Annotated in this window: 12 protein-coding genes and 1 tRNA gene; 5 read left to right on the top strand and 8 right to left on the bottom strand. The window is 63.1% G+C overall.

Translation table 11 applies throughout. The features are described from left to right. Positions 1-193: 193 nt before the first annotated feature. Both otsB and ACFVSJ_RS23680 read right to left on the bottom strand, forming a co-directional pair. On the bottom strand, positions 194-997 hold the full coding sequence (gene otsB / locus ACFVSJ_RS23685) for a trehalose-phosphatase (protein ID WP_387439566.1): 804 nt from the start codon (positions 995-997) through the stop codon (positions 194-196). Continuing rightward, positions 987-2,468, bottom strand: a complete 1,482-nt coding sequence (locus ACFVSJ_RS23680; RefSeq protein WP_387439565.1) for a trehalose-6-phosphate synthase — start codon at positions 2,466-2,468, stop codon at positions 987-989. Before ACFVSJ_RS23680 ends, otsB begins: the two co-directional genes overlap by 11 nt. Before the next feature lie 165 nt (positions 2,469-2,633). Between ACFVSJ_RS23680 and ACFVSJ_RS23675 the strand changes: the two genes are divergently transcribed. The 4 genes from ACFVSJ_RS23675 (at position 2,634) to ACFVSJ_RS23660 (ending at position 5,651) form a co-directional block, all read left to right on the top strand. Then, the gene (locus tag ACFVSJ_RS23675) at positions 2,634-3,512 is read left to right on the top strand and encodes a DsbA family protein (RefSeq protein ID WP_387439564.1); all 879 of its coding nucleotides are present in this window, start codon (positions 2,634-2,636) and stop codon (positions 3,510-3,512) included. Between the two features lie 140 nt (positions 3,513-3,652). Beyond that, positions 3,653-3,729 (top strand) — tRNA-Thr (locus ACFVSJ_RS23670). 272 nt (positions 3,730-4,001) lie between these two features. Further along, positions 4,002-5,018 carry a GGDEF domain-containing protein gene (locus ACFVSJ_RS23665; protein ID WP_387439563.1) on the top strand — a complete coding sequence of 339 codons (1,017 nt, stop codon included), beginning with the start codon at positions 4,002-4,004 and terminating at the stop codon, positions 5,016-5,018. Between the two features lie 78 nt (positions 5,019-5,096). Next, positions 5,097-5,651 carry a TOPRIM nucleotidyl transferase/hydrolase domain-containing protein gene (locus tag ACFVSJ_RS23660; RefSeq protein ID WP_387439562.1) on the top strand — a complete coding sequence of 185 codons (555 nt, stop codon included), beginning with the start codon at positions 5,097-5,099 and terminating at the stop codon, positions 5,649-5,651. A gap of 49 nt (positions 5,652-5,700) precedes the next feature. On the opposite strand, the gene ACFVSJ_RS23655 is transcribed toward ACFVSJ_RS23660, so the two are convergent. The 4 genes from ACFVSJ_RS23655 to ACFVSJ_RS23640 form a co-directional block, all read right to left on the bottom strand. Continuing rightward, a complete protein-coding gene (locus ACFVSJ_RS23655; RefSeq protein ID WP_387439561.1) occupies positions 5,701-6,720 on the bottom strand; it encodes an agmatine/peptidylarginine deiminase in 1,020 nt (339 codons plus the stop codon). Continuing rightward, positions 6,717-7,706, bottom strand: a complete 990-nt coding sequence (locus ACFVSJ_RS23650) for a nitrilase-related carbon-nitrogen hydrolase (RefSeq protein WP_387439560.1) — start codon at positions 7,704-7,706, stop codon at positions 6,717-6,719. Before ACFVSJ_RS23650 ends, ACFVSJ_RS23655 begins: the two co-directional genes overlap by 4 nt. Before the next feature lie 80 nt (positions 7,707-7,786). Beyond that, on the bottom strand, positions 7,787-8,386 hold the full coding sequence (locus tag ACFVSJ_RS23645) for a TetR/AcrR family transcriptional regulator (RefSeq protein ID WP_387439559.1): 600 nt from the start codon (positions 8,384-8,386) through the stop codon (positions 7,787-7,789). Next, positions 8,379-9,896, bottom strand: coding sequence for a purine-cytosine permease family protein (locus ACFVSJ_RS23640; RefSeq protein ID WP_387439558.1), 1,518 nt, complete (start codon positions 9,894-9,896; stop codon positions 8,379-8,381). The genes ACFVSJ_RS23645 and ACFVSJ_RS23640 overlap by 8 nt, the downstream gene beginning before the upstream one ends. 210 nt (positions 9,897-10,106) lie before the next feature. Here ACFVSJ_RS23640 and ACFVSJ_RS23635 point away from each other — a divergent pair, with 210 nt between their 5' ends. Further along, complete coding sequence (locus ACFVSJ_RS23635) at positions 10,107-10,619, top strand: hypothetical protein (protein ID WP_387439557.1); 513 nt, start codon at positions 10,107-10,109, stop codon at positions 10,617-10,619. Positions 10,620-10,632: 13 nt separating this feature from the next. Here the strand turns inward: ACFVSJ_RS23635 and ACFVSJ_RS23630 are convergent, their stop codons facing one another. Together ACFVSJ_RS23630 and ACFVSJ_RS23625 are read right to left on the bottom strand one after the other, a co-directional pair. Next, positions 10,633-11,823, bottom strand: coding sequence for a cation:proton antiporter (locus tag ACFVSJ_RS23630; RefSeq protein WP_387439556.1), 1,191 nt, complete (start codon positions 11,821-11,823; stop codon positions 10,633-10,635). A 145-nt stretch (positions 11,824-11,968) separates the two neighbouring features. Beyond that, positions 11,969-12,862: a glucose 1-dehydrogenase gene (locus ACFVSJ_RS23625; protein WP_387439555.1), complete on the bottom strand. Its 894-nt coding sequence runs from the start codon at positions 12,860-12,862 to the stop codon at positions 11,969-11,971. Positions 12,863-13,064: the final 202 nt, after the last annotated feature.

Raw genomic sequence — 13,064 nt, 5'->3', positions numbered from 1 at the left:
CTTCACCGGCAGGTACGTGCCGGACGATCCGTAGTGAATGGTTCTTTTTGTTCAGTTGAAACTCCCCGGCCAAGGCCGAGGAGTCATACGCGGCGCCGCACGATAATGTGCGTCACGTCACAAGCAAGAGTATGGCAGAGACTTCGACCCGCTGTCGAATTGTTGCGAACATCACATGTTGTTCTCGTCACACCTACGCTTCGGCGGTGACGCGGCGACGCTCCCGCAGAAGGGCTTCCAGCAGTTCCGCTACGTGCACCGGTGCTTCGACCCGGAACGCGGCCTGCGTGAAGTCCAATCCAACCTTGATGCCCACGTCATCTCCCAGAAGCCGCCCGAGTGCGTCCTCGTCGGTCACATCGTCGCCTGCGAACAGGATGGCCGTGGCTCCTGTCGCCTGGCGCAGGAACTCCACGGCTTCGCCCTTGGAAGCGTGGACAACGGACGTCTCCAACACCCGCTTGCCGGTTTTGAGATACACACCCGGACGGTCCTGCAGTTCCATCCGGGCGGCCTCGACGGCGTCTTCCGCCACGTCATCGTCGGCAAGCCTCGTGTGGAGCACCACGCCTGCGGGTTTGTCCTCCAACAGGGTTCCCGGAGCGACGTTCACTATTCCGGCCAGGACCTCGCGCACGGAAGCCAAACGTGCGCGCTGCTCGTCGTCCAGTTCCAGGCCCAAAGAACCTTCGCCCAACCAAACCTCAGCCCCATGGCTGCCGATCAGCAGCGTGTTGGCCGGGGGAGAGGCGACCAATCGCAAACTGTCCAGTGCGCGCCCCGAGATGAGTGCCGTCGTCGTGCGAGGCAGTCGCGCGAGGTCCTCCAAAGCAGCAGCGGACCGTGGGAGGGGGCGGGCGTCCCCGGCGCGGTCCACGATGGGAGAGAGCGTGCCGTCGAAGTCGAGGGCTACCAGGAGCTGTTCCGTGCCGGCGATCCGGCGGATCGCGTCCAGGAGTTCCGGGGAGAGTGTCAGGGGCGTTTGCTCAGCTGTCATCGCGAACTACCTTCTCTTTGAGGGACTCAAGGAATTCGGCCGACCAGTGGTCAACGTCGTGGTCCAGGATCTGCTTGCGCATCAGCTTCATGCGGCGCCGTGCTTCCTTCGGTTCCAGGTTGATCGCTCGGAGGATGGACGATTTGAGGCCGTCGATGTCGTGCGGATTGATCAGGAGCGCTTGCTTCAACTGGTCAGCAGCGCCGGCGAACTCGCTCAAAACCAGTGCGCCGTCATCCTTGGAACGTGCCGTTACATACTCCTTGGCCACCAGGTTCATGCCGTCCCGCAGCGCAGTGACAAGCATGACGTCGGCCGCAAGGTACAGCGCCACCATCTCCTCCACCGGGTAGCTGTGGTGCAGGTAGCGCACTGCAGTGTTCTGGATGGTGTCGTAAGTGCCGTTGATGCGGCCGACCGTACCTTCGATCTCTTCGCGGAGCAGCCGGTACTGCTCAACGCGCTCGCGGCTGGGGCTGGCGACCTGGATCAGCGTGGCGTCTTCGACCTTGATGCGGCCATCGGCGAGCAGTTCCTCGAAAGCCTTGAGGCGGTGGCCGATGCCCTTAGTGTAGTCGAGCCGGTCCACGCCCAGGAGGATGGTCTTGGGGTTGCCGAGGTCCTTGCGGATCTGCCTGGAGCGCTCAATGATGTCCGGGCGACCTGCCAGCTCCCGGATCTGGTCGACGTCGATGGAAATTGGGAAAGCCTGTGCCCGGGCAATGTGGGTCACCTCGCCGTCAGGACCCTTCACATGGACCTGTTGCTGCTTGACGCTTGCGCCCAGGAAACGCCGTGCTGAGCGCATGAAGTTGCCCGCATCGCTGGGCCGCTGGAAGCCGAGGAGGTCAGCGCCCAGGAGCCCGTCGATGATCTCGCGGCGCCAAGGAAGCTGCGCGAAAATCTCCGGCGGAGGGAACGGAATGTGATTGAAGAAGCCGATCTTCAGGTCCGGTCGGGCCGTGCGCAGCATCCGCGGCACCAACTGCAGTTGGTAGTCCTGGACCCACACCGTGGCGCCGTCGGAGGCGTGGCGGATGACGGCGTCGGCGAACTTCTTGTTCACCTGGCGGTACGAATCCCACCACGTCCTGTGGAACTCCGGCGGGGCGATCACATCGTGGTAAAGCGGCCAAATGGTGGCGTTGGAGAAGCCTTCGTAGTAAAGCTCCACTTCGTGGCTGCTGAGCTGGACCGGGACAAGGTCCATGGCTTCGTGGCTGAAAGGACGCACCGTCTCGTCCGGAGCGCCATGCCAACCCACCCACGCGCCGTCGGACTTGGTCATCATAGGTGCGAGGGCGGTCACCAGGCCGCCGGGCGAACGGCGCCATCCGCCGTCGTCGCACCTGTCGACCGGCAGTCGGTTGGACACAACCATGAAATCGAACTTGCCCGCCGTCGGCTTCTTGGTGGGCGAGGCCCTGATGCCCTCTTCCGTCGTGAGTTTTTCGCTTGCCAAATCCTGCATTACTGCTCCCTGGGGTTGCTGTGACTCACCTCCCAGCCTACCGGCGGAATCATCGCCGGCACTTGATCGTTCAACAACCGGGTCGCTGCGCAGACGGCAAATCTTCAGGTTTGCTCCCGTAAACTGACCCCGTTGCCCACAACGCCGAATAACCACGAGGAACTGATGAGCCCCGCAAACGAACCACGCCTGTCAAAGGCCGAGCGCACTGCCCAGGCCAGGGAACAAGCGCGCAAGATCCGCGAAGAACAGCTGAAAAAGGACAAGCGCAACAAGATGCTGGTCCTCTGGGGCATCGTGGTTGCCGTGGTGGCGATTCTTGTGATTATCGCCCTCGTGGTGGTGCAGAACATCCAGAACAGCGCCCCCGTCGCTGACAGCGGCCCAACCCCCGCCAACGGCAACGTGCACGGCGGCGTAACACTTCTGGCAAACAGCGAGGTTGTGAAGTCCGCAGCGGCAACCGTCAACGTTGCCGACGTTCCTTCCCCCGCCGCTTCCAAACCCGCCACCGTGACGGCGCCCGGTGCCGAGGCCGAGGCCGGCAAGCCTGTGAAGGTGGTGGCCTACATCGACTTCATCTGCCCCATCTGCAAGCGTTTCGAGACCACCTACGGTGACTCGCTGACCAGCCTCCGCAACGAGGGCAAGATCTCCCTGGAATACCGTCCACTCGGTTTCCTGGACCAGCAGTCCACCACCAACTACTCCTCGCGCGCAGCGAACGCGGCAGCCTGCGTGGTGAACTCCTCGCCCGAGAAATACGCGGACTTCTTCAACCTCCTCTTCGAGCGCCAGCCCGCCGAAGGCAGCGCAGGCATCTCGGACAAGGACCTCAAGTCCATGGCCACAGAGGTGGGTGCGGCCAACATCGACTCGTGCATCGACAGCAAGCAATACCGGCCTTATGTGAAGGTGGCCACGCAGGAAGCGGCGGCGATCGGGATCACCGGTACCCCCACCGTCTTCATCGACGGCAAGCAGTGGGATGGTTCAACCGACCTGAACGCAGAGATCCAGACCGCGATCACCGCCAAGGGCTGATTTCCGGTAAGTACGACGACGGCCGGTCGCCTTCTCTTCGAAGGCGGCCGGCCGTTGTTGTTTGTTCCGGGCCGGTCCTGGTTCCACGAATTTCCTTGTGGAGGACGGTCTGGGCTAACCTTGACTAGCGTTCTTCGCACGCCTCCTTAGCTCAGTTGGCCAGAGCACCTGTCTTGTAAACAGGGGGTCGCCGGTTCGAATCCGGCAGGGGGCTCCACCAAACCCCTCCATGCCAGTGAACACGCTGGTTGGGAGGGGTTTTCTCTTTGCATTGCAGCACCCGACGCGGCTGGTGGGTGGGTTGCCGGCTGGCGGGGGGTGCCTGCCTTACGCTGGTTGTCCGGCGAGGGGAAAACAGTGTTTGATGCGGGCAGTCTGAAAGTGGCGTTGGTGGTAGTGACGCTCACGCTTTGTTGCCTTTTCTACAGTTCATACCGCAGGTCAGGTTCGGCCTACACAGGCTGGTGGTCCTTGGCGTTGGCTTTCTGGTTGGCAGGGAATGGATCCTTCTTCTTCACCGGCTTGGATCACCAGGCCTTGGCCAACCCTTTCGGCAACGCCCTGTTAGTGGGAGGAGCCTTCTGTCTGTGGGCCGGAGCCCGTTCCCTCCGGCTCCTGAGCGTGCATTGGTGGCAGTTGGCCGCCGGGCCGACTGTCACGGCGGTGGCATCCGCCCTCGAGAATCCCACCCAGAATGCCTGGTCCGGTGGCTTGGCTTATCTGGTGATGATGGCCACGGGCATGGCCTTGGCGGCAAAGGAGCTGGCCCTTTTGGGGCGGAACGGTTCCCGGGCACAGCGGCCAACGTTGTTCGCCGCAGGGGCCTTGGTGCTGTATTTCCTCGCCCGGGGAGTCGTCTATTCCGTAGACGGGCCGCAGGGTGAAGTTTTCCTGGCCTACTTCAGTCCCGCACTGACATGCCTGCTTCTGATATGGCTGCTGATCATTGTCTCCTTCAGCATGAATGAACTCAGCAACCGGCAGCTGATCAGGTCGCTGTCCGAGAAGGCGAGCCGCGACGGGCTGACGGGTCTCTTGAACCGGCAGGCTTTCCTGGAGTTGGCGGAGAAGGAATTGCAAAGGCTCGGGGACACTGACTCCGTCTGCACGGTGATCCTGGCGGACCTGGACCACTTCAAGTCCATCAATGACACGTATGGCCACTCGGCTGGTGATGCGGCCCTACAGGCCTTTGCACAAGCCGCCACCGCCTCCGTGCGCGGCACCGATCTTGTTGGCCGCTACGGCGGCGAAGAGTTCATCCTCCTGGTGGCCGGGGCCGACCCTCTGCGTGCTCACGGCATCACTGCGGAGATCAGCCGGAAGCTTGCCGATTCGTCCCGTTCCCCCGGGACGGCGACCGTGCCGACTGCCAGTTATGGAATCGCCTGCAACTCCACCTCCGGACCCGGACTGCCGGCCATGATCGATGCCGCCGATGCCGCGCTGTACGAGGCCAAAGCGGCAGGGCGGAACACCGCAGTCGTGGCAGGTCCCGCCCTCTGACAGGGTGGATCGTCACCAGAGCTGCTGCACCTCGCCAATCCGTCCTGTGCCAGGAGTCTAGTCCTACATACTTGCTTTATGCAGACAACAACGGTGTTCGTCGAAGGGGAGAGCGACAAAGTGGCCGTGGAGGTGCTTGCCGCCCGCCTCGGGCACAACCTCGTTGCTGAAGGAGTGACCGTGGTCCCCATGGGTGGCGCCACGAGCATCATCCATTTCCTGGACCGTTACGGGCCGAACGGCGCCGATCATCGCTTGTTGGGTTTGTGTGATGCGGGGGAGTCGCCGGGCATCACCAGGGCCCTCAGCCGTGCCGGGATCGGACCGGGAACGTTGGCTGAACTGGGTTTCTTTGTTTGCCATGAGGACCTCGAGGACGAGCTCATCCGCGCCCTGGGGACGGACAACGTCCTGCAGGTTATTGATGAGCAAGGAGAGCTCGCCTCGTTCCGGCTCCTGCAACGGCAGCCCTCCTTGCGGGACCGCCCGGTGACGGCTCAACTGAGGAGGTTCTTTGGCGGACGCAGCGGCAACAAGGTCCGGTACGCGCAGCTGTTGGTCGAAGCGTTACCGCACGGCGAGGCGCCGCCACCACTCGGACTCCTTGTCGCGGCCTTCGCCGCAGGGGACTGAAACGGCGGCACCAAAGGAGGTGCCGCCGTCGAGCCCTTCCCGACGCCGGCTAAACGGCGGGTTGGTGCTGGGTGATGCAGTGAATTCCCCCGCCCCGGGCAAAGATGGCACGGGCGTCCACCATGACTACCTCGCGGCCGGGATACGCCTGCTCCAGGATCCGCCGGGCCTGGGCGTCGGCGGGATCGTCGAAACTGCAGGCAATAACGCCGCCGTTGACCACCAGGTGGTTGATATAGCTGTAGTCCACCCAACCCTCCGCGTCGCGCAGTGTTTCGGGTGCGGGCACTTCAACGATGTCCCAGGAACGGCCGACGGCGTCGTGCGTACTGGCCAGCAGCGAAATGATGTCCGCCGTGATGTGGAAGTCCGGGTGGTCGGGATTGCGCTGGGAATGGACCAGCAGCACGCCGGGCGAGGGAATGGTCGCGATAATGTCCACGTGGCCTCGGGTTCCCAAAGCCTCCGAATCGCGGGTCAGCCCACGCGGGAGCCAGATGACGTGCGTGGCGCCGATGGTGCGCCGCAGTTCCGCCTCGACGTCCGGTTTGGTGAGGTACGGATTCCGGTACTTGTCCAGCTGCACCGTTTCGGTGACCAAAACCGTGCCGAGCCCGTCCACCTGGATTCCGCCGCCTTCGTTGACCAACGGGGTTTCCACCATTTGGGCGCCAGCCAAGCGCACCACTTCGGCGCCGATGGCCGAGTCCTTGCCCCACGTGGCCCAATCCTGCTGGCCCCACCCGTTGAAGACCCAATCGACGCCACCCAGCCGGCCGTCGTCGTCAATTACGAAAGTCGGCCCGATGTCCCGCATCCACGCGTCATCAAGGGGTGCGGGCACCAACTCGATGTGAGGCGACAGATACCGGCGGGCGGCCTCCATGTCCGGCGGATCGACCATCATGGTGACCGGCTCGAACCTGAGAACTGCGTGGGCCACAGCGGCCCATGCAGTCCGTGCCTCGTGGGTTTCCTGGTCCGAGTGCCCGATCGAGGAGCGTTCCGGAGGGAAGGCCATCCAGACCCGTTCCTGCGGAGCGGTCTCGCTCGGCATGAGCCACGTCATGGCCGTGCCGCATTCTGCAGCGCGGACACCGCGCCGTACGGGCGTTCGATGTCCACCTCCCTGGTGAGTTCGGCATAGGTGTCCGGGCGGCGGGTGGTCAGGAAGGGGAACAGGTCCAGCCAGTCCTTGCGCTGGTCCAGGTCGAGGTCGGCGACCAGCACGGCCTCCTTGTCCCGAGGGGCCTGGACCAGGACGCGGCCGTAGGGGTCTGAAATGAACGAGGAACCGTAGAAGGTGATGTCGCCCTCGTCGCCTGTGCGGTTGGGGACCACCATGAAGGTGCCGTTCGTGATTCCGTGTCCGGTGATGACGTGTTGCCACAGCGGTTGGTGGTCAAAGTCCGGGAACGTCGGCTCGGAACCGATCGCGGTGGGGTACACCAGGATCTCCGCCCCGGCCAGCGAATAGAGCCGGGCGACTTCAGGGAACCATTCGTCCCAGCAGGTGGGAAGTCCGACGACGGCGTGGTCCAGTTCCGCTGGACGGTACACCGGGTAGGCGTCTTCCGCGGGGCCGGCCCGGAAATACGTGTCCTCGTAGTACCCGGCACTGATGGGGATGTGTGTCTTGCGGGTGCGGGCGAGCAGTTCACCATCGGGCGAGACAAGGATGGCGGTGTTGAAGCCCAGTCCGTCGTCGCCGTCGGCCCGTTCGTAGAGCGAGGCGTGGACTGTGACGCCGTGGGCGCGGGCGGCGCTGGCCGCGAATTCGAAGGTGGGGCCGTTGAGCAAGTCCTCTGCGTCCTGTGCAGGGTTTGTTCCCGCACGTACGTTGGCGGGGTATTTGGAGACGGTCAGTTCCGGCAGGAAGACCGACGCGGCCCCTGCTTCGGCGGCCCTGCCGATGGCTTCGGTCAACACTGACCGGAGTTCTGCGGCGTCGTCCCGCCAGCGGTGCTGGACAAGTGCTACGCGGAGGGGTTGGCGGGTGGTTTCGCGGCTCCGTGCGGGCGACCAGGGCGGCGTGGTGTTGCTGATGATGTCCATGATGGATTGTCCTGACTGGACCTAGGGGTCCTTGTCTCGGGGGATTCTTGTGGAACCCGGTAATTTCTTGAAGTTGTTCACTAGCCAAGGTCCCGTCCGGAAGCCTTTTGCAGGGGAGCCGTGGCGGTCAGCGAATCGATCGCGCCGGCTACCAGGGAACGTGCGTGCTCCGTGGTGATGAAACCGCTCAGCCAACGTCCTGAGATCCCCTCCACCAGGCTGGTGAGGATCTCCGCCGTCGTGGCTGCTTCCTGATCGCTGATGCCTGCTTGAACGGCCTGGATGGCCGTCGCGATTTCGCGGTTCCACGCGGAAGTGGTGCGGGAGAGCGGTTCGGTCAGTTCCGGCTCGAAGATTGAGCAGGCCCTGAGCTCGTTCCACGCCACCGAGTTCCTGCGGACGTCGGCATCGTCCTTGATTTCGTCGAGGAGGAGATGCCGGAGGTGCTTTCCGCCATCCTGGCTCTTTCTTGCGGAAGGAACGTCGTCCTTGCTGACCTGTTTGTTGATGTGCTCGAGGGTGGCGGCGAGCAGGCCGGCCCTGTCCGTGAAGTGGTAGTACAGCAGTCCGGACGAAACACCGGCTTCCTTCGCCACATCGTTGACCCGCAGTCCCCGAACACCGTTCCTGGCGATGCAGGTGGTGGCGGCGGTAAGGATCTTGGCTAGTTTGTCAGTCATGGTTTGACAGTAATACGTGCTCACCCCGCTCCGTTGCCGGGCCGGCCTGGACAGCATGCGGTTCCGGCCAGAGTCGTAGGGCCGCCAGATATCCGAGCGATCCGATCACTGTGGATCCCACGAAACTCAGGTCCACGCCGCCAGCCAAGTGGGAGAGGGGACCGGTGTAGAGGGAGGTGTCCGTGGCGAGGAGACCGAACGTCGAGCCGACGGCCCAGGGAATGACAGCCCTCAGGTTCCAGCCCCTGCTGAACCAGTAATGTCCTGTGGGACCGTCCGCCCGGAATAACTGGAGGTCTCCCGGACTGTATTTGCCCCGGCGGGCAACGAGGAAGCCGAGGACGTTGATGGCCACCCATGGACCTGCGAGGCCGTTGAGTACCAGCGTCATCGCCGTGATGGAGTCGACGGCGTTGAACACGAAGACTCCGAGGTAGAGAAGTCCGACGGCGACTGCCGAAGTGATGAGCGTGGTGTGGATCCTGCGGAGCCGCGGGAAGAGGGCTTCCAGGTCGAGGCCGCTTGCGTAGAGGTTAAGGACTCCCTGGCCGAGCCCACCAGCCAGGGCGATAACGAGTATGGGCAGCAGATACCACGCCGGTGAAGCACGGACGAGGTCCGCGACGTACGATCCGCCCAGCTCGGGAATGGCGGAAGCGGTGAAGGCGCCGAAGAGTGCGGTGACAAAGAGGCCCAGGAACACCCCAGAGCAGGTCGCGGCCAGGACTGCACGGTCGGAGTGTTTTTTGCGGGAGATGCGCCGGCTGTAGTCACCCAACGTGGGCGCATAGGACAGCGGACCACCAATGGAGATCACGACGGACAGAATCCAGGTAGGCCAGAAATCGCCCAGAAGGTAGTCCGCGTGCACGGTGGAAGGGCTGAACGTGGGAGCGAACGCCACGACTCCTGCGATGAGAAGGATTCCGACCACGGGCGCTACGAACTTCTGCATGGTGACCACCGTCCCGTGGCCGAAAAGGGCCACGAGCACGATCTCGATGGAGATAACCGCGTAGCCAATGGCAAGCGTGGTGCTGTCCAAGGGTATGCCCAGGAGCCGTTCCGCAGCTGCCATCAGGGCGTCACCGGAGGTCCAGACAGCGATTGCCGCATAGGCCAGGGCGAAGAGGAGTGTCAGTCCGGAACCGATCAGTCTTCCCCTTGTGCCGAAGTGTGCGGCGCTGGAAACAGTGTTGTTGGTGCCCGTGCGGGGAGCGAGGAGGGCCATGGGTGCGATGAGGATCGTGCCGATAACGAGTCCCGTGAGACTGGCCGTGGCGGCACCGACGAAATCGAGTCCGAAGGTGATGGGTAGCCAACCGAAGACGATAACCGAGAAAGCAAAGTTTCCGCCGAAGAAGACGGAGAAGAGGTTGCGCGGGCGGGAGGTGCGTTGTTCGTCGGGAATGTACTCGATGCCGACTGATTCGATGCGGCCGAAGCTGTCCTTGTGCGAGGACACGGCACCGACGGGATCCGCGTCTTTGCGGAAGCGCGTGCTGAACATGTCAGAGCCTTTCGTGAACTACATCACGTCGATGTAATGCCTTCGCTATAGATCCTGACTGAATTTTCAGTCAATACGGAAGGTGTGGAAACGTGACAAGTCCTTCGCCCGGCGGCGATAGCGGGCGCCCCTTGACGCTCGCCCGAAGGTCCTAGATAGTTCTCGTTGGGGGCGCACAGGGTACTCCCTGCGATCTCCAAGGAACCATGCATGAGCCTCCACATTCCGAGCCCGAATGAATTGCCCCGGGCGACGTCCGACTTTGATGCCGACAAGTACCGCAAGGGGCGGAGGAGCCTGGGAATCGGTCTGTTGGTGATGGGAGCTATTAACGGTTTCGCCCTGACCCGCATGTATACGAGGGATTGGCACCTTCTGGCGACACTCACGGACGTTGACATGATGGTTGAGGTCGGTGCCCTGGTACTCAACGTCATTTTCTTCGCATCCGTGGTCGGTTGCGGAATCTGGAACATCCTTGCTCGAAAGGGGACATCGATCGCGCCACTTATTGTCGGCTTGGTGGTGTCCTCGTTGGCGCTCGTGTTTGCTGTGCTCAACTCCGTGGATGCCGTCATGAGCTCCGGAAGGATGCCGGCGCTGTTCGCATTCTTCATCCACGTGGCCCTCCTCATCCAAGCCATCCGTTTGCTCCGGATGAAGCCCGTGCCCCCCACGCCGGAACCCACCCGCCAAAGCGTCCACCCGTTTTACCAGCCCTGAGCGGCCCAAAGGCTCACCCCGCTTCCCGGGCCCGCACCGCCTTCCGTTCCCGCTGCCGCAGCGCCAGCATCGGAAACAGCAGCACGGAAAGCATGCCCGCGCCGACCAAGGCTGACGCTATGCCGTTCGAAATGATTCCAGCGTCCTGACCGATGCCCGTAACGGCCACGATGATCGGCAGCCCCGTTGCGCCAAACAGTGCCACGGCACGTTTTTCCGCGAACGTTGAGCCCGGGGGAGCTGCGAGGATCGAAGGGATTCCCCGCACCAGCAGCAGCAACGCCAGGAACAGTGGAACCAGTGCCAGCGTCAGGGGGCTGGAAGCGAGGGCTCCCAGATCGAAGTCAATCCCGGTATCGATGAAGAAGATTGGCACCAGGAACCCGAAGGCAATGGCGTCCACTTTGGCTTCGATGACTGAGCGGTCCTGTTCCGACGCGCGGGCGATCACCACCTTCCAGAGGATTCCGGCCGCGAAAGCGCCCAGCAGCATGTCCAGTCCAAGGATCATGCTCAGCACTACCAGGACGGTGAGGATGAACATGATCGATCGCACGGCGAACTGGCTGCTGGTGTGCAGGGTCCGGGTCACTTGGGCGTGCAGGAACTTGTGGCGGGACCGGGCTGCCAGGAAGACTGCCAGTCCTGTCAGGAGGACGAATCCCAACAGCACGGCCGTGGCCGGACCCAGCTGCTTTCCGCTGAAGAACAGAGAAATTGCCACCAGGGGGCCGAACTCGCCAATTGCTCCGAGCGCGGTCACTGCGATCCCCATGGGCGTGCGCGACTCACCGGCGTCGCGAAGGATCGGCAACAAGGTGCCCAATGCGGTTGAGCAGAGCGCGATGCCGATAATCACCGCGGCTTCCACGCTGGGTCCCAACAACAGGCCTGCCCCGACACCGGCTGCCAGGGAGATCAGCCATCCCAGGCCGGCCCGCGAGGCCGGCCGGCCCCGGATCAGGGCGAAGTCGATTTCGTTGCCCGCGACGAAAAACAGCATGGCCAGGCCAAAGTCGGCCAAGGTATCGGTGAACTGGACGGACTGGACCCAGCCCAGCACGCTGGGACCCAGGAGGATGCCGAGTACGATCTCGAACACCACCAAGGGAACCTTCACCACCCGATCCAGTGAACGGACGGCCAGTGGCGCGGCAACAGCAAGCAAGGCGATCACAACCAGTGACGTGGATAAGCCTTGCATCAGCGGTACCTCCGCCGCTTGGGGGAAGAGTATTCCAAAGCTACCGCCACTGCTCGCAGGGGCGCCATAACGGGCCGGCCTTTAAGTTGAAAGTACGACGGCGGCGCTCCCCACCGTGGAGAGCGCCGCCGTCGTATGCGGTTGGTTAAGGCGTGGGGCTGCCGCCGTTCACGTTCAGCGTTTCGCCAACCACGTAGCTGGACTCGGGCGAGGCGAGGAAAACGTACGCCGGGGCGAGTTCCGCGGGTTGCCCTGCGCGGCCCAAGGGTGTGTCCTTGCCAAACTCGGGCAGCGCTTCCTTGGGTTGGCCGCTGCTGACCTGGAGGGGAGTCCAGATAGGGCCCGGGGCCACGGCGTTGACCCGGATGCCCTTGGGTGCAAGTTGCTGGGCCAAGCCCTTGGTGAAGTTGTTGATGCTGGCTTTGGTGGTTGCGTAGTCCACGAGGGTTGGCGAGGGGTTGTACGCCTGGATGGAGGTGGTGTTGATGATGGTGGAACCCTCCGGCATGCGCGGCAGGGCTGCCTTGGTCAGCCAGAACATTGCATAAACGTTGGTCTTGATGGTGTGGTCGAACTGCTCGTCGGTGATTTCCGCGAGGTCTTCCTGCGCCACCTGCTTTCCGGCGTTGTTGACCAGGATGTCGATCCCGCCCAACTCGGTCACCGCGCTTTCAACCACAGTTCGGCAGGCATCGGAGTCCTTGAGGTCGCCGGGGACCTTGACGGCTTTGCGGCCCGCGGCTTCGATGATGCCGGCGATGCGGGCGGCGTCCTCTTCTTCTTCGGGCAAGTAGGAAAGGACGACGTCGGCCCCTTCCCGGGCGAACGCGATCGCCGTCGCTGCGCCGATACCGGAGTCGGCCCCGGTGATGATCGCTTTACGGCCCTCCAGCCGGCCGGTGCCCCGGTAGGTTTCCTCGCCCAGATCCGCTTTGGGCGTCAGTTCAGCGTCCAGGCCAGGTTCGGGCTGGTGCTGCTTGGGCGGCGAGATGTGCTCGTAGGCAGTGACCGGGTTTCGGAAGGTGTACTGGTCGGTCATGGTGGTCCTCCTGTTGACTAGGTGTGGAACACGGGCTGTCACGCTGAATATTAGTAAGCAAGCTTATTGTTTTAGCCTAGGCAACGTGGTGTTGAGCCGCAAGTGTGCGCGTTGACTCACAAAAAACCTCCGCGTAGCCGGATACGTTGCCTCATTGAAAAAGCTCCGGGATGGGTGGGGCGGGGATCCTTGAGGGATGGGG

The sequence above is a fragment of the Paenarthrobacter sp. NPDC058040 genome (assembly GCF_042885775.1).
GTDB lineage: Bacteria > Actinomycetota > Actinomycetes > Actinomycetales > Micrococcaceae > Arthrobacter.
This window is presented reverse-complemented; position numbering and strand designations above follow the sequence as displayed.